General features: G+C 71.3%; 20 protein-coding genes. 13 read left to right on the forward strand and 7 right to left on the reverse strand.

Going from position 1 to position 19,191, the window contains the following annotated elements:
• Positions 1–22 precede the first annotated feature (22 nt).
• Positions 23–1,024 carry a substrate-binding domain-containing protein gene (locus ASD90_RS10390; protein ID WP_056755511.1) on the reverse strand — a complete coding sequence of 334 codons (1,002 nt, stop codon included), beginning with the start codon at positions 1,022–1,024 and terminating at the stop codon, positions 23–25.
• A gap of 562 nt (positions 1,025–1,586) precedes the next feature.
• Between ASD90_RS10390 and ASD90_RS10395 the strand changes: the two genes are divergently transcribed.
• The 10 genes from ASD90_RS10395 to ASD90_RS23515 all read left to right on the forward strand — a co-directional run bounded on the left by ASD90_RS10395 (position 1,587) and on the right by ASD90_RS23515 (position 12,166).
• Positions 1,587–2,591, forward strand: coding sequence for a Gfo/Idh/MocA family oxidoreductase (locus tag ASD90_RS10395; protein WP_056755514.1), 1,005 nt, complete (start codon positions 1,587–1,589; stop codon positions 2,589–2,591).
• A gap of 14 nt (positions 2,592–2,605) precedes the next feature.
• Entirely contained in the window at positions 2,606–3,619 is a 1,014-nt protein-coding gene (gene iolC / locus ASD90_RS10400; RefSeq protein ID WP_056756379.1) for a 5-dehydro-2-deoxygluconokinase, read from the forward strand.
• Positions 3,616–4,578: a deoxyribose-phosphate aldolase gene (locus ASD90_RS10405; protein ID WP_235506543.1), complete on the forward strand. Its 963-nt coding sequence runs from the start codon at positions 3,616–3,618 to the stop codon at positions 4,576–4,578. Before iolC ends, ASD90_RS10405 begins: the two co-directional genes overlap by 4 nt.
• The gene (iolB, locus tag ASD90_RS10410; RefSeq protein WP_056755516.1) at positions 4,575–5,495 is read left to right on the forward strand and encodes a 5-deoxy-glucuronate isomerase; all 921 of its coding nucleotides are present in this window, start codon (positions 4,575–4,577) and stop codon (positions 5,493–5,495) included. The genes ASD90_RS10405 and iolB overlap by 4 nt, the downstream gene beginning before the upstream one ends.
• The gene (iolD, locus tag ASD90_RS10415; RefSeq protein WP_056755520.1) at positions 5,492–7,468 is read left to right on the forward strand and encodes a 3D-(3,5/4)-trihydroxycyclohexane-1,2-dione acylhydrolase (decyclizing); all 1,977 of its coding nucleotides are present in this window, start codon (positions 5,492–5,494) and stop codon (positions 7,466–7,468) included. Before iolB ends, iolD begins: the two co-directional genes overlap by 4 nt.
• Positions 7,465–8,346, forward strand: coding sequence for a sugar phosphate isomerase/epimerase (locus tag ASD90_RS10420; RefSeq protein ID WP_056755522.1), 882 nt, complete (start codon positions 7,465–7,467; stop codon positions 8,344–8,346). Before iolD ends, ASD90_RS10420 begins: the two co-directional genes overlap by 4 nt.
• A 117-nt stretch (positions 8,347–8,463) precedes the next feature.
• Positions 8,464–9,963 carry a CoA-acylating methylmalonate-semialdehyde dehydrogenase gene (locus tag ASD90_RS10425; protein WP_056755525.1) on the forward strand — a complete coding sequence of 500 codons (1,500 nt, stop codon included), beginning with the start codon at positions 8,464–8,466 and terminating at the stop codon, positions 9,961–9,963.
• Between the two features lie 32 nt (positions 9,964–9,995).
• Positions 9,996–10,928, forward strand: coding sequence for a TIM barrel protein (locus ASD90_RS10430; protein WP_056755527.1), 933 nt, complete (start codon positions 9,996–9,998; stop codon positions 10,926–10,928).
• Positions 10,929–10,961: 33 nt separating this feature from the next.
• Positions 10,962–11,966, forward strand: a complete 1,005-nt coding sequence (locus ASD90_RS10435) for a Gfo/Idh/MocA family protein (RefSeq protein WP_056755530.1) — start codon at positions 10,962–10,964, stop codon at positions 11,964–11,966.
• A gap of 35 nt (positions 11,967–12,001) precedes the next feature.
• Positions 12,002–12,166 carry a hypothetical protein gene (locus tag ASD90_RS23515; protein ID WP_157610668.1) on the forward strand — a complete coding sequence of 55 codons (165 nt, stop codon included), beginning with the start codon at positions 12,002–12,004 and terminating at the stop codon, positions 12,164–12,166.
• 10 nt (positions 12,167–12,176) lie between these two features.
• Here the strand turns inward: ASD90_RS23515 and ASD90_RS10440 are convergent, their stop codons facing one another.
• The gene (locus tag ASD90_RS10440; protein ID WP_082588629.1) at positions 12,177–12,788 is read right to left on the reverse strand and encodes a VanZ family protein; all 612 of its coding nucleotides are present in this window, start codon (positions 12,786–12,788) and stop codon (positions 12,177–12,179) included.
• Positions 12,785–13,498 (reverse strand): M15 family metallopeptidase, encoded by a 714-nt coding sequence (locus ASD90_RS10445; protein ID WP_235506545.1) that lies wholly within the window; start codon positions 13,496–13,498, stop codon positions 12,785–12,787. Before ASD90_RS10445 ends, ASD90_RS10440 begins: the two co-directional genes overlap by 4 nt.
• Positions 13,499–13,586: 88 nt before the next feature.
• On the opposite strand from ASD90_RS10445, the gene ASD90_RS10450 reads away from it, so the two are divergent.
• Both ASD90_RS10450 and ASD90_RS10455 read left to right on the forward strand, forming a co-directional pair.
• Entirely contained in the window at positions 13,587–14,315 is a 729-nt protein-coding gene (locus ASD90_RS10450; protein WP_056755537.1) for a response regulator transcription factor, read from the forward strand.
• Positions 14,308–15,411, forward strand: coding sequence for a HAMP domain-containing sensor histidine kinase (locus tag ASD90_RS10455; RefSeq protein ID WP_056756385.1), 1,104 nt, complete (start codon positions 14,308–14,310; stop codon positions 15,409–15,411). Before ASD90_RS10450 ends, ASD90_RS10455 begins: the two co-directional genes overlap by 8 nt.
• Here ASD90_RS10455 and ASD90_RS10460 read toward each other — a convergent pair.
• Positions 15,405–15,869 carry a hypothetical protein gene (locus ASD90_RS10460; RefSeq protein ID WP_056755539.1) on the reverse strand — a complete coding sequence of 155 codons (465 nt, stop codon included), beginning with the start codon at positions 15,867–15,869 and terminating at the stop codon, positions 15,405–15,407. The genes ASD90_RS10455 and ASD90_RS10460 overlap by 7 nt on opposite strands.
• 104 nt (positions 15,870–15,973) lie before the next feature.
• On the reverse strand, positions 15,974–16,417 hold the full coding sequence (locus ASD90_RS10465) for a PA2169 family four-helix-bundle protein (protein WP_056755542.1): 444 nt from the start codon (positions 16,415–16,417) through the stop codon (positions 15,974–15,976).
• 238 nt (positions 16,418–16,655) lie between these two features.
• Between ASD90_RS10465 and ASD90_RS10470 the strand changes: the two genes are divergently transcribed.
• Positions 16,656–17,774 carry an ANTAR domain-containing protein gene (locus ASD90_RS10470; protein ID WP_056755544.1) on the forward strand — a complete coding sequence of 373 codons (1,119 nt, stop codon included), beginning with the start codon at positions 16,656–16,658 and terminating at the stop codon, positions 17,772–17,774.
• Positions 17,775–17,815: 41 nt separating this feature from the next.
• Here ASD90_RS10470 and ASD90_RS10475 read toward each other — a convergent pair whose 3' ends face one another.
• Together ASD90_RS10475 and ASD90_RS10480 are read right to left on the reverse strand one after the other, a co-directional pair.
• A complete protein-coding gene (locus tag ASD90_RS10475; RefSeq protein WP_056755547.1) occupies positions 17,816–18,400 on the reverse strand; it encodes a DUF6529 family protein in 585 nt (194 codons plus the stop codon).
• A 134-nt stretch (positions 18,401–18,534) separates the two neighbouring features.
• Positions 18,535–18,909 (reverse strand): DUF1294 domain-containing protein, encoded by a 375-nt coding sequence (locus ASD90_RS10480; RefSeq protein WP_056755550.1) that lies wholly within the window; start codon positions 18,907–18,909, stop codon positions 18,535–18,537.
• Positions 18,910–19,191 lie beyond the last annotated feature (282 nt).

The raw sequence follows: 19,191 nt of genomic DNA on the forward strand, positions 1-19,191 counted from the left end.
CCGGGCCGGCCGCCCCGGTGGGTCAGCGCGTGTTGTTCTTGGCGAACGGGAGGATGACGCCGATGTTCTTCGAGTCGACGAACGACGGTCCGGTCAGGACGGCGAGGCCGCCGCCGATGTCGTTGCCGTTCTTCTTGTTGAGGTAGAGCGACTGGATGGCGAGGTAGCCCTGCACGTAGGGCTGCTGGTCGACCGAGAACTGGATCTCGCCGTCCTGGATCGCCTGCGCTGCGTCGACGTTGAGGTCGAAGGTGGCGAGCTTGGCCGTGCTGCTGGCCGCGTCCATCGCCTTGAGGGCGTCGAGTGCGATCGGGGCGCCGAGCGTGACGATCCAGTCGATCGAGCTGTCCTGCGCGAGCTTGGCCTGCAGGGCCGAGACGACCGACGGGTCGTCGGCGCCGTTGACCTGGATGTTCTCCGTGGCCGGGATGCCCTTCTTGACCCCGGCGCACCGGGCCTCGAGGGCCACCGAGCCGGCGGCCTGGATGACGCAGAGGACCTTCTTGCCACCGGCGGCGGCGATGCGCTTGCCGGTCGCCTCACCGGCGAGGTTCTCGTCCGAGCCGAAGTACATCTTGGCGCCGACCTCCTGGTACTGGTCGATGCCGGAGTTGAAGGCGACGACGGGGATGCCGGCGTCGTTGGCCGACTTGACCGCACCGGCGAGGGCGTCGGGCGTGGCGAGTGTCGTGGCGATGCCGTCGACCTTCGAGTCGACGGCATTCTGGATCAGGGTCGCCTGCTTGGCCGGGTCGGGGTCGTTGGAGTACTTGAGTGTGATGCCGCTGTTCTTGGCGGCCTGGGTGGCACCGGCCTTGATCTTGTCCCAGAAGGTGTCTCCGGGGGTCTCGTGGGTGACCATGGCGAACGTGTAGCCGGAGTTGTCGCCGGCGCCGCTGCCGCTCCCGGCGTCCGCGGTGCTGGCGGGGGCGCCGCCGCTGCTGCACGCCGCGAGGGCGAGGGCGGCGGCCGTGGCCATGCCGGCTGCGACGGTCAGGCTCTTGCGAGTCCGAGTCGGAGTCATCGTTGATTCCTTTCGTTGCGTCGCGGTGGCCCGGTCGCCGGAGTGGCGCGACGTTCTGTGACGGTGGATCCGTCGATCAGGGTGGAGCCCGTGTGCCGTGTGCCGCCTGGCACGTGAGGTGCGGGCTGGAGGGGTGTCGGGTCGAGGTCGACCCGGGCGGTGCGCGTGTGGTGCGCGTGGGCTGAGCGGTCTGGCTGCGTCGCGTCCGGTGCGGACGGTGTGGGCGAGGTCGTCGCCCGGAAGGTGTGCGGGGGTCTCGGCGGGCTCCGGCGACGTCGTGGGTCACCGTGCTCGCACTGGCTCCTCCGTCGCGGGCGGACATCGTGGTCGATGTCTGCCGGTCCCGGCGTCGGTGCCAGCGATTGGAGGATGCTCCTCTTCCTGCAGTGCTGTCAAGAGATTGATCAAACATCAGAATGTCCTTACATTTGCTTGACACGACGAGGCCCACGGCACGACCATCGTTCTCGAAGGGACGACGACGTCGAGAGGCTCGCCGACCGGACCCCGCGGCGACCACCCCACGGCTCGCCGCCCACCGCGAACCCAAGGGAGTGTGTCCATGCGCATCGGACTGGCCGGAGTCGGCCGCATCGGGGCGTTCCACGCCGAGACCCTCCGCGACCTGTCAGACGTCGACGAGGTCGTCGTCGCCGACCTGGATGCCGACGCCGCTCGTGCCGTCGCCGACAAGCTCGACGTCGGCTTCGCCCCGTCGCCGGCCGAGCTGCTCGCCCAGGGCGTCGACGGCTTCGTCATCGCCACCGCGACGCCGGGCCATGCGCCCCTCATCCGCCTCGGCCTCGAGGCCGGCGTGCCGACCTTCTGCGAGAAGCCCGTGGCCGCCACGCTCGACGAGACGCTGGACCTCGCCCGGCTCGTCCGGACGACGAGCACGCCGGTCCACGTCGGCTTCCAGCGACGCTTCGACCGCGGCTACCAGCGGGCGCAGCAGGCCGTGGCCGGCGGCGAGCTCGGTTTCCTCCACAGCATCCGGGCGCAGACGCACGACCAGGCGCCGCCCCATGCCGCCTACATCCCGACGAGCGGCGGCCTCTTCCGCGACTGCTCGATCCACGACTTCGACATCATCCGCTTCGTCACCGGCCGCGAGGTCGCGTCCGTCTACGCGACCGGCGCCAACAAGGGTGCCGCGTTCTTCTCCGAGGCCGGCGACGTCGACACGGCCGCCGCCGTCCTGACGCTCGACGACGGCACGCTCGTCAACCTCTCCGCGACGCGCTACAACGGCGCGGGCCACGATGTGCGCATGGAGGTCCTCGGCAGCGACGGCACGATCGGTGTCGGCTACGACGACTCGCTCGCCGTCACCTCGGCCGAGCCCGGCGCCACCTACCCGTCCGGGCCGCGCCACTGGTCGTTCATGGAGCGCTTCCTGCCCGCCTACCGCGCCGAGCTGACGGCCTTCGCCGCCGTCGCCCGCGGGTCGCTCGCCTCGCCGTGCACCGTCGACGACGCCCTCCAGGCCTTCCGGGTCGCCGACGCCTGCGAGCTCTCCCGCCGCGAGGGCCGCGTCGTCACGCTCGACGAGATCCCGAGCCTGTGAAGGACGTGGACGCGATGGGCACCACGACCCCCGCAGCCGGCGACACGGCATACGACGTCGTCGCGATCGGGCGCACCGGCGTCGACATCTACCCGCTCCAGCACGGGGTCGGGCTCGAGAAGGTGCGGACGTTCGAGAAGTTCCTCGGCGGCAGCGCGACCAACGTCGCCGTCGCGGCCTCCCGCCACGGGCACCGGACCGCGCTCGTGACGCGGACGGGTCAGGACGCGTTCGGCCGCTACATCCACGAGGCGCTGCGCGACTTCGGCGTCGACGACGCCTTCGTCTCCGCCGTCCCCGGTCCGCCGACGCCGGTCACCTTCTGCGAGGTCTTCCCGCCCGACGACTTCCCGCTCTACTTCTACCGCTACCCGATCGCGCCCGACCTCTTGATCGAGGCCGACGAGCTGCCGCTCGGCGCGATCCGCGACGCGGGCGTCTACTGGGCCACCGTCACCGGGCTGTCCCAGGAGCCGAGCCGGGCCGCCCACTTCCGGGCCTGGCAGGCACGCGGCCGCCGCGCCCACACCGTGCTCGACCTCGACTACCGCCCCATGTTCTGGGCCGAGCCGGCCGAGGCGAGCGAGCAGGTCGGCCGCGCCCTGGCCCACGTGACCGTGGCCGTCGGCAACCGCGAGGAGTGCGAGGTCGCCGTCGGCGAGACCGACCCCCAGCGGGCGGCCGACGCGCTGCTCGAGCGCGGCGTCGAGCTCGCCGTCGTCAAGCAGGGCCCGAAGGGCGTGCTCGCCGCGACCCGCGACGAGCGCGTCGAGGTGCCGCCCTACCCCGTCGACGTCGTCAACGGCCTCGGGGCGGGCGACGCCTTCGGCGGCGCGCTCTGCCACGGCCTGCTCGAGGGCTGGGACCTGCGGCGCGTCCTCGAGTTCGCCAACGTCGCCGGTGCGATCGTCGCGAGCAAGCTCGAGTGCTCCACCGCGATGCCGACCTCCGCCGAGGTCGAGGAGCGCCTGTCCTCCTTCGACCGGCCCGCCGCACCGTTCGCCACCGTCGCCGAGGAGGCACGATGACCACCACCCAGCACGAGCCCGCCGCGCCCACCGCGTCCACCGCGTCCACCGCGTCCACCGCGTCCACCGCGTCCGTTCGCGTCGCCGACCTGACCGAGATCCGGGTGCGCGAGCCCGGGCGCATCGCCGCCGCGTGGGCCGCGCGCCGCCGCCGCCCGCTCGTCCGCGAGGACGGCCGGATGCTCCTCGTCGCCGCCGACCACCCGGCACGCGGCGCCCTCGGCGTCCGCGGCGCCGGTGCCGCGATGGCGAGCCGCAGCGACCTGCTCGAGCGCCTCGTCACCGCCCTCCAGCGACCCGGCGTCGACGGCGTGCTCGGCACGCCGGACGTCCTCGACGACCTGCTCCTGCTCGGCGCCCTCGACGACAAGGTCGCGATCGGCTCGATGAACCGCGGCGGCCTCCAGGGCGCCAGCTTCGAGCTCGACGACCGCTTCACCGCCTACACGGCGGACGAGATCGCGGCGCGCGGCATCGACGGCGGCAAGATGCTGACGCGCATCTGCCTCGACGACCCCGGCACCGTCGCGACGCTCGAGGCGAGCGCCGACGCCGTCACCGCGCTCGCCGAGCACCGCGTCATGGCGATGGTCGAGCCGTTCCTCTCGACCCGTGAGGGGGGCCGGGTCGTCAACCAGCTCGACCCCGACTCGACGATCAAGTCGATCCACATCGCCGCGGGCCTCGGTGCCTCGAGCGCCTACACGTGGCTCAAGCTGCCCGTCGTCGACGAGCTCGACCGCGTCATGGACGCGACGACCCTGCCGACGCTGCTGCTCGGCGGCGACCCCCAGGGCGACCCGCAGGACACGTATGCGTCATGGGGCCACGCGCTCGACCTGCCCGCCGTGCGCGGTCTCGTCGTCGGACGCGCCCTGCTCTTCCCGCCCGACGGCGACGTCGCGGCCGCCGTCGACATCGCCGCGGGACTCGTCCACGGGAGCGGGGTCTCGGCGTGAGCGACAACGAGCGCTGGGTGCGCCCCCTCGGGAGCGCCCGCACGACGGAGTGGTCGGTCGCGATCGACGACGCCGTCGACGGGTGGTCACACACCCGGCTGTATGCCGCCGACCTCGTCCCGGGCCAGAGCCGCACCGTCGCGGCGGACGAGTGGGAGCACGTCGTCGTGCCGCTGGCCGGCTCGGTCACCGTGACGGCGGTCGACGCCGACGGCGGGACGCACGAGGCGCACCTGGCGGGACGGGAGTCCGTCTTCGCGGGCCCGACCGACGTGGCCTACGCCTCGCGCGACTGCGAGCTCACGGTGACCGCCGAGGGCGGCCCGGCCCGCGTCGCGGTGTGCGGCGCCCGCGCGGCGGAGCAGCACGCGCCGCCGTTCCGCCACGTGGACGTCGCGGCCGTGCCGGTCGAGCTGCGCGGCGCCGGCGTCGCGTCGCGGGAGGTCCGCAACTTCGGGATCCCCGGCGTGCTCGACGCCGACTCGATCATCGCGTGCGAGGTCGTCACGCCGGGCGGCAACTGGAGCTCCTACCCGCCGCACAAGCACGATCAGGAGCGCCCGGGCGTCGAGACCGAGCTCGAGGAGATCTACTACTTCGAGGTCGCTCCCTCCGCCGGCGCGCCCGAGGCCGCGGGCGCGAGCCCCGTCGGCTACCAGCGGGTCTACGGCACCGACGACCGTCCCATCGACGTGCTCGCCGAGGTCGGCTCGGGTGATGTCGTCCTCGTGCCGCACGGCTGGCACGGCCCCGCGATGGCCGCGCCCGGCTACGACCTCTACTACCTCAACGTCATGGCCGGCCCCGGCGCCGAGCGGGCCTGGCTCATCTGCGACGACCCCGCACACGGCTGGGTCCGCGACACGTGGTCCGACCAGCCGGTCGACCCCCGACTCCCGCTTGGAGGCCCTCGATGACGAGCGACACCCAGACCGTGGTGGGCGGCACCACCGTGCGCCTCACCGTGGCCCAGGCCGTGGTGCGCTTCCTCGCCAACCAGTGGAGCGAGCGCGACGGCGAGCGGCAGAAGCTCTTCGCCGGCTGCTTCGGCATCTTCGGCCACGGCAACGTCGCCGGCATGGGGCAGGCGCTGCTGCAGAACGAGCTCGCGGACGGCGAGGAGCACCTTCCCTACGTGCTGGCCCGCAACGAGCAGGCGATGGTCCACACGTCCGTCGCCTACGCGCGCCAGAAGGACCGCCTCCAGACATGGGTCTGCACGGCGTCCGTCGGGCCCGGATCGACGAACATGCTGACCGGTGCCGCGCTGGCGACGATCAACCGGATCCCCGTGCTGCTGCTGCCGTCCGGCACCTTCGCGACGCGCGTGTCCTCCCCGGTGCTCCAGGAGCTCGAGCTGCCGTATGCCGCCGACGTGACGGTCAACGACGCCTTCCGCCCGCTGTCGAAGTTCTTCGACCGGGTCAGCCGTCCCGAGCAGCTGCCGTCGGCCCTGCTCGGCGCGATGCGGGTGCTCACCGACCCTGTCGAGACGGGCGCCGTGACGATCTCGCTGCCGCAGGACGTGCAGGCCGAGGCGCACGACTGGCCGGTCGAGCTCTTCGCGACGCGCGTGTGGCGAGTGGCCCGCCCGCTGCCCGAGGCCGTCGACGTCGCCGACGCAGCCGCGGTCATCCGCTCGGCGGAGCGGCCGCTCGTCGTCGCCGGTGGCGGCGTGCACTACAGCGGCGCCGAGTCCGCGTTGCAGGCGTTCTGCGAGGCCACGGGCATCCCGGTCGGGGAGTCGCAGGCCGGCAAGGGCTCGCTGCCGCACGGCCACCCGCAGGAGATGGGCGCCGTCGGCTCGACGGGGACGACCGCTGCCAACGCGCTTGCCGCCGAGGCAGACGTCGTCATCGGCATCGGCACCCGCTGGAGCGACTTCACCACCGCCTCGCGGACGGCCTTCCAGGACAAGGGAGTCCGCTTCGTCAACATCAACGTCGCGCGCTTCGACGCCGGCAAGCACTCGGGTCTGTCCGTCGTGGCCGATGCCCGGGAGGCCCTCGTCGCGCTGACGGAGGCACTGGACGGGTATGCCGTCGACGACGCGTACCGCTCGCGCCAGGCCGCGCTGTGGTCCGAGTGGGACGCCTCGGTCGAGTCGGCCTTCCACCCGGGCCCCGAGGTCACCGACCGGCTCGCCGACGGGCTGCTGACCCAGGGCCAGGTCCTCGGCGCCGTCAACGAGCTGACCGACCCCCGCGACGTCGTGCTCTGCGCGGCCGGCTCCATGCCGGGCGACATCCACAAGCTGTGGCGGGTGCGCGACCGCAAGGCCTACCACGTCGAGTACGGCTACTCCTGCATGGGCTACGAGGTGCCGGCATCGCTCGGCATCCGTCTGGCCGACGCGTCGCGTGACGTCTTCGCCATGGTCGGCGACGGTGGTTACCTCATGATGCCGACCGAGCTCGTCACGGCCGTGCAGGAGCGCATCAAGGTCATCGTCGTGCTCGTCCAGAACCACGGCTTCCACTCGATCGGCTCGCTGTCGGAGTCGCTCGGCTCACAGCGCTTCGGCACGAGCTACCGCTTCCGCGGGGAGTCGTCGGGCCGGCTCGACGGCGACGTGCTGCCCGTCGACCTCGCCGCCAACGCACGATCGCTCGGCGCGCACGTCATCGAGGTGCACTCGCTGGGCGAGCTGCACCAGGCGATCAAGGAGGCCAAGGCCGCTCCCGCGGACGGCGGCCCGGTCGTCATCCACGTCGAGACCGACCCGCTCGTCCACGCACCCGACAGCGCGTCGTGGTGGGACGTGCCGGTCTCCGCGGTCAGCGACCTCGACTCGACGCAGCGGGCCCACGGCGAGTACGTCGACCACAAGGCCACCCAGCGTCCGCTCATCACCCCGACCCACCCCTCTGACCCGGAGTCCGCGTCATGAAGCTCGCCCTCGACCCCTACATGTTCCGTGAGACGCCGCTGCTCGAGCTGCCCTCTCTCGTGGCCGACCTCGGCTACGAGTGGATCGAGCTCTCGCCGCGCGACGACTTCATCCCGTTCTTCAACCATCCCCGCGTCGACGACGCCGGGGTCGCTGCCTTCCGCACGGCGCTGGCCTCGGCCGGGGTCGGCGTCTCGTCGCTCCTGCCGCTCTTCAGGTGGAGCGGACCCGACGAGGAGGATCGGCAGGCGGCGGTGCGCTACTGGAAGCGGTCGATCCAGATCGCGAGCGACCTCGGCGTCGACACGATGAACTCCGAGCTCAACGGCAACCCCCGCGAGGCGGCCGTCTGCGAGCGGATGTTCTGGCAGTCGATGGAGGAGCTGCTGCCCGTCTTCGAGCAGGAGGGGATCCGGCTCGTGCTCGAGCCGCACCCCGACGACTGGGAGGAGGACGGCAAGCGCGCCCTCGACGTCATCCGCGGCATCAACAGCCCGAACGTGTCGTTCCTCTACTGCGCGCCGCACACCTTCCACCAGGGCAACGACTGCGACGGGATCATGGACAAGGCGGGTGACCTGCTGACGATGGTCCACGTCGCCGACGCCTACGACCACACCGCGTCGTCGGGGCTGCGCTACATCGTCAACCCGCCCGGCTCGCAGGTCACGGTGCACCAGCACCTCGACATCGGTCAGGGCGAGGTCGACTTCGGCCAGTTCTTCAGCGGGCTCGAACGCATCGGCTTCGACGGCATCGTCACCTCGTGCGTCTTCGCCTGGGAGGACCGCGCCCGCGAGTCGAGCACCTACATGCGCGACACCATCCGCTCCTACCTCGACAAGTGGTCGACGCCGCCCACGCTCATCTCGCCCTGAGCCCAGCGGATCCCTGCGGATCCCTGCGGATCCCAGCGGATCCCAGCCGTTCCCACTCGAGCCGACCACACGCATACACCCCCTCAGCCTCTTGCTCCGAACCCGAAGGACACCGCCATGAGCACGCCCACCCGCATCACCCACCTCGTCGACGGCCAGTCGTGGACCGGCACCGCCGAGCGCACCTCGCCCGTCTTCAACCCCGCGACGGGAGAGCAGTCGGGCGTGCTCGACCTGGCCTCTGCCTCACTCGTCGACGAGGTCGTCAAGTCCGCCGCGTCCGCCTGGGAGGAGTGGGCCGACGCCTCGCTCGCCAAGCGATCGGGCGTGCTCTTCGCCTTCCGCGAGCTGCTCAACGAGCGCAAGGAGGACGTCGCGGCGCTCATCACGGCCGAGCACGGCAAGGTGCTCTCCGACGCCCTCGGCGAGGTGACGCGCGGCCTCGAGGTCGCCGAGTTCGCCTGCGGCATCCCGCACCTGCTGCGCGGTGGCTTCTCGGAGAACGCCTCGACGAACGTCGACGTCTACTCGATCCGCCAGCCGTTCGGGGTCGTCGCGGTCATCTCGCCGTTCAACTTCCCGGCGATGGTGCCGATGTGGTTCATCCCCATCGCCATCGCGTGCGGCAACGCCGTCATCCTCAAGCCGTCCGAGAAGGACCCGTCGGCCGCGATCGCGGTCGCGGCGCTCTGGAAGGAGGCCGGGCTGCCCGACGGCGTCATGCAGGTCGTCAACGGGGACAAGGAGGCCGTCGACGCGCTGCTGACCCACCCCGACGTCAAGTCGGTGTCGTTCGTCGGCTCGACGCCGATCGCCAAGTACGTCTACGAGACGGGCACCGCGCACGGCAAGCGCGTCCAGGCCCTCGGCGGCGCCAAGAACCACATGCTCGTGCTGCCGGACGCAGACCTCGACCTCGCCGCGGACGCCGCGGTCAACGCCGGCTTCGGCTCGGCGGGGGAGCGGTGCATGGCGATCTCGGCGCTCGTCGCGGTCGAACCCATCGCGGACGAGCTGATCTCGAAGATCAAGGACCGCATGGGCAAGCTCGTCACGGGTGACGGCACGCGCGGCTGCGACATGGGTCCGCTCGTCACGTCGCAGCACCGCGACAAGGTGACGTCCTACCTCGACGCCGGGGTGTCGGAGGGCGCGACGCTCGTCGTCGACGGACGGCAGGACTCCTACGACTCCGACGGCGAGGGCTACTTCCTCGCGCCGACCCTCTTCGACCACGTCAAGCCCGGCATGTCGCTCTACGACGACGAGATCTTCGGCCCCGTGCTGTCGGTCGTGCGCGTCGGGTCCTACGACGAGGGCCTGAAGCTCATCAACAGCAACCCCTACGGCAACGGGACGGCCATCTTCACCAACGACGGCGGGGCGGCCCGCAAGTTCCAGCGCAACGTCGAGGTCGGCATGGTCGGCGTCAACGTGCCGATCCCGGTGCCGGTGTCGTACTACTCCTTCGGCGGGTGGAAGAACTCGCTCTTCGGCGACACCCACGCCCACGGCATGGAGGGCGTCCACTTCTTCACCCGCGGCAAGGTCGTCACCTCGCGCTGGCTCGACCCGAGCCACGGCGGCCTCAACCTGGGCTTCCCCCAGAACGACTGACCCGCAACACTTTTCGAGAGGAACGACTGACCATGGCCGAGTCCAAGGCCCGCAACACCGACGACCGCTACAGCAAGCTGACGATCGGTGTCTGTCCTGACCAGTGGGGCGTCTGGTTCCCCGAGGACGAGAAGCAGATCCACTGGGAGACCGCGCTCGACGAGATGGCCGAGGCCGGCTTCTCCGTGATGGAGACCGGGCCGTTCGGATACTTCCCCAAGGACCCGAAGCGGCTCCAGGAGGAGATGGACAAGCGCGGATTCACGGTCGTCGCCGGCACCGGCTGGGGCATCCTGCACAAGCCCGAGGCCTGGGCCGACACGGAGAAGACCTTCCGCGAGATCGCCGAGACCCACGCTGCGGTCGGGGCGACGTACATCGTGCACCTGCCTCCGATGTTCCGCGACGAGAAGACGTGGGACTACACGGACGACCGCGTGCTGTCGACAGAGGCGTGGAACGCCTACATCTCCAACGCGGACAAGCTCGGTCGCATCATGAAGGAGGACTACGGGCTCCAGATGGTGCTGCACCCGCACGGCGACAGCCACATCGAGACCCCGGACGACATCGACCGCGTCTTCCAGGCGACCGACCCCGACTACGTCGGCTTCTGCCTCGACACCGGTCACATCGTCTACGGCGGCGGAGACCCGATGGAGCTGTGCCGCACGTACCCCGAGCGCATCTCCTACGTCCACATCAAGGCGATGGACGAGGGTCTGGTCAAGCAGGCCCACGACGAGGACTGGCCCTTCGGGCTGGCCGTCGCCAAGGGCTGCTCGGTCGCGCCGCCCGCCGGGGCGCCGGACATGCCGGCCTTCGTCGAGGCCCTGGCCGACCTCGACAAGGAGCTCTATGTCGTGTGCGAGCAGGACATGTACCCGTGCGACCCGTCCGTGCCGCTGCCCAACGCCATCCAGACCCGCGAGTACCTCGCCTCCATCGGCCTCGGCCTCCGCTGAGCCCCTGCACTCGTTGACGAAGGAGTCACACCAATGACCGTACGCATCGGCATGATCGGCCCCGGCGGGATGGGCCAGGCGCACATCGACCGCATCCACACCGTCATCGCGGACGGGCGAGTCGTCGCCGTCTCCGACGTCGACCCGGCGCGCGCGGCCGAGGTGGCGTCGCGGATCGACGGGACGGCATACGCGTCGTCGGCCGAGCTCATCGCCGCCGACGAGGTCGACGCCGTGATGATCTGCAGCTACGGGCCGGCGCACGAGGTCGACGTGCTCGCCGCGATCGCGGCGGGGAAGCCCGTCTTCTGCGAGAAGCCGCTGACGCCGACGGCGGAGGCTGCACTGCGGATCATGGAGGCCGAGCAGGCGGGTGGGCGGCGTTTGGTGACAGTGGGATTCATGCGGCGCTTCGACCGGAGCTACCGCGAGATGAAGGCACTGCTCGACTCGGGCGAGCTCGGCGAGACGCTCATGGTCCACTGCGCCCACCGCAACCCGACCGTGCCCGAGCACTACACGTGGGACATGGCCATCAACGACACGGCGATCCACGAGGTCGACACGATGCGCTGGCTGCTCGGCGAGGAGTTCGTCTCGGCGCGCGTCGACAAGCCGAAGAAGACGTCGCTGCGCTTCGAGCACCTGCAGGACCCGCTCGTGCTCGTCCTCGAGACCGAGTCGGGCGTGCGCGTCGACGACGAGATCTTCGTCAACTGCCAGTTCGGCTACGACATCCGCTGCGAGGCCGTGGCCGAGAAGGGGACGGTGAGCCTCGGCGACCAGAACGCGATCGTCGTGCGCGACGGCGTCGGGGTGCGCAACGCGATCGCCCGCGACCACAACGACCGCTTCTGGGGTGCGTTCGTCACTGAGGTGCAGGAGTGGATCAGCGCGGTGGCCCGCGGCGAGCACACGGGGTCGACGTCGTGGGACGGGTATGCCGCCGCGTGCGTCTGTGACGCCGGAGTCCGTGCGCTCACCGACGAGGGCGTCGTCAAGGTCGAGATGATCGCCAAGCCCGACTTCTACGCCTGACAACCGGTCGGGGCCGGCCCGACCGACGGAACGCGGTGGACTGCTGGCGCCAGCCGCCGGGGATCCACCGCGTTCAGGCGTCCGGGGGCGCCAAGCCCGACTCCTACGCCGGGTCGGCGGTGCCGCGCCTCTACGTCGCCCGGCTCGGGCGTGCCTGCCTCCTCGGCGACGGCTCCCGGGTCGAGCTTCCGCTCGCGTGAACCGCGACCGTCACCGGCGCTGAACCCTGGGGAGGGTGGTGTCCGAGAGGCCACCGGGCGGGTCGGCCCGGGACAGCGGGCCGACGTCGCGCACGTGCACGGGCTGCCACGGCGACACGGCATACAGCCCTCCGCCGAGCAGGGCGAGCGCCGTCACGACCGCACAGACCCGGAGCATGACCGTGGCCGTCCTGGCCGCGAGCCCGTGCCGGGCGAGGGCCAGCAGGCCGAGGCCGAGCAGGCCCCCAGCCGTGTTGGCGATGACGTCGGTGGTGTCCGACCTCCCGACGGCCAGGACGTACTGGGCGACCTCGAGGGCGAGGCTTGCCCCGGCCATCACAAGCCCGGCCTGCCACCACGGACGGGCCGGCGCGACGAGACCGACGTAGACGCCGAAGGGGACGAAGAGCGCGAGGTTCACGACGACCTCGACGGGTGCGCTGGGGCCGGCCTCGGCCGTGCGCACGAACGGCACGAGCTTGACCATCGTGTCTCCGCCGACCCAGGGGACGTCGAGCTTCCACAGCACCGTCCAGACGAGGAGCACGAGGTAGATCGCGAACAGCGCGACCAGGGGCCGCGCGGGCCGCGCGGGCCGCGCGCGTGCGAGCGGGCGGGTCACTGCTGCATCCTCGGGTCCCGCGACGGGTCGGCGTACATGGCCGGGCAGCCGCGCGCTGACGCGTGGGGGCGCAGCTCGTAGTGCCAGGGCTCGTTGGCGTAGACCTGGCACAGGCCGTAGCCCGCCCCGTGCTCCGACAGCCAGGTCGTGGCGTCCGCGTCCCCGACGTCGACCGCCTCCCCCGACACGTGGGGGGACGCGTCGACGCTGGCGACCCAGCGGGCAGCGTCGTGGCTCGTCCCGTACGTCGTGTCGGCCTCGTCGAGCAGCTGCTGTTGGTAGGTCGACGAGCGCCAGCCGCTGTTGACGTAGAGGGTGACGTCGTCGCGCTCGGCGGCCCGGGCCGCCTCGCGCAGGGCGCTGAGCAGTGCGGGGTCGAGCCTCGTCACGGCGGGGTAGGTGTCGTCGAAGGGTTCGACGCCGTCGGGGAGCTGACCGTCCGCGACGCCCGACGCGCCGTGCGCCGGGCCCGGAGGTTCGTCGGGAAGCCGACCAGGGCGCTCGCCGGGCGGGTGGAGGGAAGCGCTGTCAGGGGTGCGCTCGGACGAGGCGTGTGCGAGAGGCTTCGCGACGCTCGGTGGTGCACCTGCTGAGGCCTCCTCCGGCGAACAGCCGCTGAGGACGGCCATGAGCGCGATGACGGTACCCAGCACGGCCACGGGGGTCGCTCGGGTGTGCGGGCGGGTCGGTGGGTGGTGCCGAGAGAACATGTCGCCCAGTCAAGACAGGGCGGCGTTGCGAGCACGTATGCCGTTTTCCTTACACGGACGATATGGGTCCGCTCCCTATCCTTGCCTCATGCGTGTGTTGGTCGTCGAGGACGAGCCCCTGCTCGCGGGCGCCATCCGGGACGGCCTGCGGCTGGAGGCGATCGCGGCCGACACCGCGGGAGACGGCGAGACCGCGCTGGAGCTGTTGGGCCTCAACGCGTACGACATCGCCGTCCTCGACCGCGACATCCCGGGGCCCTCCGGCGACGAGATCGCCAGCCAGATCGTGGCGTCCGGTTCGGGCATGCCGATCCTCATGCTGACCGCCGCCGACCGCATCGAGGACAAGACGTCGGGGTTCGAGCTCGGCGCCGACGACTACCTCACGAAGCCTTTCGAGCTGCGGGAGCTCGTGCTGCGCCTCAGGGCGCTCGACCGCAGGCGCGGCCACAACAGGCCCCCGGTGCGCGAGATAGCGGGGCTGAGGCTCGACCCGTTCCGCCGCGAGGTCTTCCGCGACGGAAGGTACGTCGCACTGACCCGCAAGCAGTTCGCCGTGCTCGAGGTGCTCGTCGCCGCCGAAGGGGGCGTGGTCAGCGCCGAGGAGCTCCTCCACCGCGCGTGGGACGAGAACGCCGACCCCTTCACCAACGCCGTCCGCATCACGGTCTCGGCCCTGCGCAAGCGACTGGGCGAACCGTGGGTCATCGCGACCGTCCCCGGCGTCGGCTACCGCATCGACGCAGGGCCCGGTGACGGTCAGGGCGGCGACGCGGGCAACGCCGGCGACGGCGGCGGGGGTGGCGAGGGTGGCTAGGAAGCCGGGCCTGAGCGTCCGCCTCAAGCTCACCCTCAGCTACGCGAGCTTCCTCATGGTCGCGGGCACTCTGCTCCTCGCCACCGTGTGGGTGTTCCTGCTGCGCTACGTGCCCGACCGGACCCGCGTCGGGCCGGGGCTGCCCGGCCCTTTCAACCCCACCCGCTCCGACCTCCTCGACGCCTTCGCGCCCCGAGCCTTCCAGGCCCTGGTGATCCTGCTCGCCGTCGGTCTCGTCGGCGGATGGCTGCTCGCCGGACGGATGCTCGCACCGCTCTCGAGGATCACCGAGGCCACCCGCGCCGCCGCGGCCGGCTCGCTCTCGCACCGGATCCAGCTCGAGGGCCGCAGCGACGAGTTCCGCGAGCTCGCCGACGCGTTCGACGCGATGCTCGCGCGTCTCGAGGCGCACGTCGCCGAGCAGCGGAGGTTCGCAGCGAATGCCTCACACGAGCTGCGCACCCCTCTCGCGATCACCCAGACCCTGCTCGACGTGGCGCGTCAGGACCCGGACCGGGACCAGGCAGAGCTCGTCGCCCGCCTGTACGACGTCAACTCCCGGGCGATCGGGGTGACCGAGGCCCTGCTCCTGCTGAGCCGTGCCGACCAGCGCTCGTTCACGCCCGAACGCGTCGACCTGTCGCTGTGCGCGGAGGATGCCGCCGAGTCGCTCCTTCCCCTGACGGAGGAGCGCGGGGTCACCATCGAGGCGTCAGGCGATGCCGCCCCGACCCTCGGCTCGACGACGCTCCTGCAGCAGCTCACGACGAACCTCGTGCACAACGCCATCGTCCACAACCTGCCCGAGGGCGGCACCGTGTGGGTCAGGACCACCGCCGGCCCGGCCGGCGTGCAGCTCACCGTCGAGAACACCGGCGAGCGCCTCAGCGCACCCTTCGTCGCCACGCTCACCGAGCCCTTCCTGCGGGGCGCCGGACGCACCCGCACCCACGACGCAGGCGTGGGTTTGGGCCTGGCCATCGTCGACAGCATCACCCGAGCACACGACGGGAGCCTCACCCTGACGCCGAGGCCCACCGGCGGGCTCCGCGTCACTGTGCGCCTGCCCGCCGCTGCGAGCGGCCGGGCTCAGTAGGTGCCCTTGATGATGAAGTAGGAACCGCGGATCGTGCCGGCCAGCTTCGACTTCTGCCGGGCGAACTTGAACTGCGTCGCGAGCTCCTCGGGGACCTCCATGCCGTCGGAGAGCTTGAACCCGACGGCGCGCTTCCCCGCGGCTTCGAGGGCATACATCACGTTGATCGACAGGCCGGACTCGTAGAAGACATACGCCATCTTGATCCCCTCGACCTCGAAGGCGGTCGCCTCCAGGGGTCGGGACTCGATGACGAGGTCTCGCTCCTCCTTGAGGATGCGGTGCACCCAGTCGACGGCCTCGGTCGCCTCACTGGCGGGCTCGACGGTGAAGACGTGGGAGTACTTGTTCCTGAAGTAGCGGGCCTCGTTGGCCCTCAGGCCCGCCAGCGCCGCTGCGACCGGCGACGACTCGAGCCCCTCGGTCGACACGTCCGCGAAGTCGACGACGTACGACATGGAAACCTCCTGGGTCAGGCCTTCGCCGCCACACTAACCGCCACGGGATGACCCCGCCGAGGGATGTGGTCCCTGGGCGGGGTCATGACAGACCGTGGTGCTGGTCAGTCAGCGAGCTGGAGGGCCTTGACCTCGTCGCGTGCGGCCACTACGGCCACGCGCTGACGGCTCACGACGTCCCGGAACCCGGCACTGAGGTCGTGCTTCTCAGCCTTCTCGTACTCCGAGACCGCGTGGTCCTCGCCCGTCACGGCAGCGCCGAGGACGCTTCCCGCGTCGTCACCGGTCAGGGCGTCCTTGAGCGAGATCCACCCGCGGTGCAGGGACGCTGCGACCGAGCCGCTCTCGTCGACGTCGTCGCCGTACTCGTGGCCCATCCCGACGATCTCGCGGCGGAAGCCGGCACGCTGCTCGGCCAGGCGCTGCAGGGTGGTGGCCCACTCGGCGCGGTCGCTGTCACGCAGCTTCTCGGCGGCAGCGGCGAACCCGCGCTCGCCGTCCTTCAGGGTCTCCACGAGGTCCTTGGCGACCTTCTCGTCATCCGACATGTGCACTCCTTCGGTCAGGTTGCTGGACCTCCGGGACCTACCCGACGGCGTCACGGCCCAAACGCGGGCAGCGCTGATCCGCACCATCCCGGGGAATGCCGAGTCGCCGACCACCCACCATTGCCGGCTGCACCACGAGCTGTGCGCGCGGTCACCACCTCACGCGTGACGGCCTGATCCGCTCGCCCCGACGCGTAGAGTCGAGGCAGCAGCCTGGTGTCTGGGAGGAGTCACGGCGATGACGTCGGAATCGGTCGAGGACGAGCGCCAGTGGGCTGCCGAGAAGCGCGACTTCGTCGCTGACCGACGTGACGAGCTGGCGGCCGAGCGCGACGCCGTCGCGGACGTGAGGGACGCGCTCGCCGACGCGCGACAGGTTCTCCTGGACGAGCGGGAACGGCAGCTGGACGCCCGTGCGGTCGAGCTCGGATCTCCCGGTGACAGTGTCGTATCCGCGGCTTCAAGGCTTGCCGACCGCGCGAGTCGGTCACAGGCACGCCGGGACCGCGAGGAGGTGGCGGCATCACGCGACGCCGCCGCGGTCGACCGGGACGAGGCCGCTGAGCGACGGCTCGCGGCCACGCCGACGACCAAGCTGGCCGCGGCGTTCGCCGAGGTCGCCGAGCACCTCTACGCCGCCGACTCCTTCGACGAGGTCCTGTCGCGGATCGCCCGGGCCGCGGTGAGCACCGTCGCGGGGTGCCAGATGGCCAGCGTCACGCTCCGGGAGGGCGGGACGTTCCAGACCGCCGCGACCACGGCCTCGGCCGCCTCGGCCGTCGACCAGGCGCAGTACGAGGCCCACCAGGGACCCTGTCTGGACGCGGTGGACGAGGCCATCGTGTATGCGCGGTCCTTCCCCGACACCCGCTGGCCGGCGCTGGCGTCACGACCGGCCGACTTCGGCGCCGAGTCCGCCGCCTCCTACCGCCTGGCCGCGCCGAGACTGTGGACCGACGGCGCCGGGGGATCGCTGAACACGTACGGGATCGAGCCGGATGCGTTCAGCGAGGAGGCGCAGAACATCGGGCTCATCCTCGCCGTACACGCAGGGCTGGCCGCGGGAGCGGCCCACGAACGTCGCGACCTCGAGGATCTGGCCGAGGGGCTGAACCAGGCGCTCGTGTCCCGCGACGTCATCGGCCAGGCCAAGGGGATTCTCATGGAGCGGCTGAAGCTCACCCCGGAGGATGCGTTCGACGCCCTGCGACGGGCGTCCCAGCGGCTGAACGAGAAGCTCCGGTCGGTGGCCGTCACGGTGGCGCAGACGGGCGAGTTCGACTGCCGCGACGCTCTCCGGCCGGGCTCGGGTGCGTCCCGATCCCCTGCGCGAGCCGTGGAGAGGGACGGGGCCTGAGCACCCGGCATACATCGGGGTGACGATCACGGCGCTGGGAGTCAGTAGCCACCTGAGCCGGGCCAGCCCTGGGCCCCGATGTACCAGACGGCCGACGTCAGCACGGCGCCGATGAGCAGCGCGAAGAGCAGACCCCCGGCCACGGGCAGGAACCACCCGGGTGCGCGCCTCGATCGCACCGCCACCACCTTGACGACGACCGCCCCGAGGACGGCGCAGCCGAGCACACCGTGCACGACCGTCCTCGTGGACACGGGCTCGCCGTCCGCCAGCGTGCCGGACTCGAGGCCGAGGGCCCAGAGACAGTGGTACGCGACGAAGACGAGGAGCACGACGGCGACCGCCCCGGAGATCCGGTGTGCGGTGCCGAGCCATGACGGCGCCGCGATGCCGAGCTTGCCGTAGAGCCAGAGCGCCCCGATGAGCTGGAGGACGGCCAGCACCCCGATCACGACGGACACCACGACCTTCATGTCGATGACCGTGCGGAAGCCGAACGTCGTCGTGCCGGCAAGTGTCGGGTCGTGCACCTTGCCGAACACGCCGACGAGCAACGCGACGACCGCACCGGCGGCGAACGCCGTCAAGGGGATCGCCAGGCTTTTCGTGGACGTGCTCTCTCCCATGAGGTCAGGATCCTCCCGCCGCGGCCCGTCCGACAGGAGAACGCCCCCAACCGCCCTCGGGACGGCCGGCCGCTCCTGCCGCCGTCGCGGTCGTCGCCGGTCGTCCCCGGTCGGTCAGCGGCGCCGGGTCAGGGTCAGGTCAAGAGAGCGGGTGCTGCCGTCACGAACCACGCGAGTGCCGCGCAGTTGGCGATGACGGTGCACCAGAAGATCGTGCGGAACGGCTGCTTGACCGTCTTGTGCCGGAAGAGGTGTCGCGCGACGAGTCCTCCCGGCCACCCACCGAGGACGTCGATCGTGTGCAGCCTGGCCTCCGGCGTACGCCGTCTGCCCTGGGTGGCTGCGGACTTGTCCGCTCGGTACATCGCGAACCCCACCCCGCTGAGCAGGCCATAGGCGATGAGCACCACGAGGGGCAGCTCGCCCCGAACCAGGAGCACGACCAGGAGCGCGAAGAACAGCGCCGCGGCAGCAACCGCCAGCGGTCGCCTCCTGACCCCTGGAGTCATGTCGTCCGCTCCTTGCCTCGTCGATCGCCCATCCGGACAGCGGGCCTGCGGTGCCGGTCCGCCTGCGTGGACGGTAGGCACCGGCAGGCAGGACCGCGCGTACATCATCTCTGCGATCGCCGGGGTTCGTCGCGTTTCGCGACACCCACCGGCGAGCAGTTGGCCGACGTTCTTGATCGCGTCACCCCGGGGCGGTCCCATGCTGACTCGATGGACGTAGGGTTGAGGTGGCGCAGGGCCTCCAGCGGCTCGGGCCCGCAGCACAACCTCCACTGTGCGTGG

The sequence above is a fragment of the Terrabacter sp. Root181 genome, from assembly GCF_001428505.1.
In the GTDB taxonomy this organism is placed as follows: Bacteria; Actinomycetota; Actinomycetes; order Actinomycetales; family Dermatophilaceae; genus Terrabacter.

Bases quoted from the DNA above. Each gene is read 5' to 3' on its own strand.
- ASD90_RS10465 (WP_056755542.1), bottom strand. From the start codon at position 16,417: ATGTCGGATGACGAGAAGGTCGCCAAGGACCTCGTGGAGACCCTGAAG.
- ASD90_RS10420 (WP_056755522.1), top strand. From the start codon at position 7,465: ATGAAGCTCGCCCTCGACCCCTACATGTTCCGTGAGACGCCGCTGCTC.
- ASD90_RS10460 (WP_056755539.1), bottom strand. From the start codon at position 15,869: ATGTCGTACGTCGTCGACTTCGCGGACGTGTCGACCGAGGGGCTCGAG.
- iolC (WP_056756379.1), top strand. From the start codon at position 2,606: ATGGGCACCACGACCCCCGCAGCCGGCGACACGGCATACGACGTCGTC.
- ASD90_RS10395 (WP_056755514.1), top strand. From the start codon at position 1,587: ATGCGCATCGGACTGGCCGGAGTCGGCCGCATCGGGGCGTTCCACGCC.
- iolD (WP_056755520.1), top strand. From the start codon at position 5,492: ATGACGAGCGACACCCAGACCGTGGTGGGCGGCACCACCGTGCGCCTC.
- ASD90_RS10445 (WP_235506545.1), bottom strand. From the start codon at position 13,498: ATGTTCTCTCGGCACCACCCACCGACCCGCCCGCACACCCGAGCGACC.
- ASD90_RS10450 (WP_056755537.1), top strand. From the start codon at position 13,587: ATGCGTGTGTTGGTCGTCGAGGACGAGCCCCTGCTCGCGGGCGCCATC.
- ASD90_RS10425 (WP_056755525.1), top strand. From the start codon at position 8,464: ATGAGCACGCCCACCCGCATCACCCACCTCGTCGACGGCCAGTCGTGG.
- ASD90_RS10475 (WP_056755547.1), bottom strand. From the start codon at position 18,400: ATGGGAGAGAGCACGTCCACGAAAAGCCTGGCGATCCCCTTGACGGCG.
- ASD90_RS10470 (WP_056755544.1), top strand. From the start codon at position 16,656: ATGACGTCGGAATCGGTCGAGGACGAGCGCCAGTGGGCTGCCGAGAAG.
- ASD90_RS10435 (WP_056755530.1), top strand. From the start codon at position 10,962: ATGACCGTACGCATCGGCATGATCGGCCCCGGCGGGATGGGCCAGGCG.
- ASD90_RS10430 (WP_056755527.1), top strand. From the start codon at position 9,996: ATGGCCGAGTCCAAGGCCCGCAACACCGACGACCGCTACAGCAAGCTG.
- ASD90_RS10480 (WP_056755550.1), bottom strand. From the start codon at position 18,909: ATGACTCCAGGGGTCAGGAGGCGACCGCTGGCGGTTGCTGCCGCGGCG.
- ASD90_RS10405 (WP_235506543.1), top strand. From the start codon at position 3,616: ATGACCACCACCCAGCACGAGCCCGCCGCGCCCACCGCGTCCACCGCG.
- ASD90_RS10390 (WP_056755511.1), bottom strand. From the start codon at position 1,024: ATGACTCCGACTCGGACTCGCAAGAGCCTGACCGTCGCAGCCGGCATG.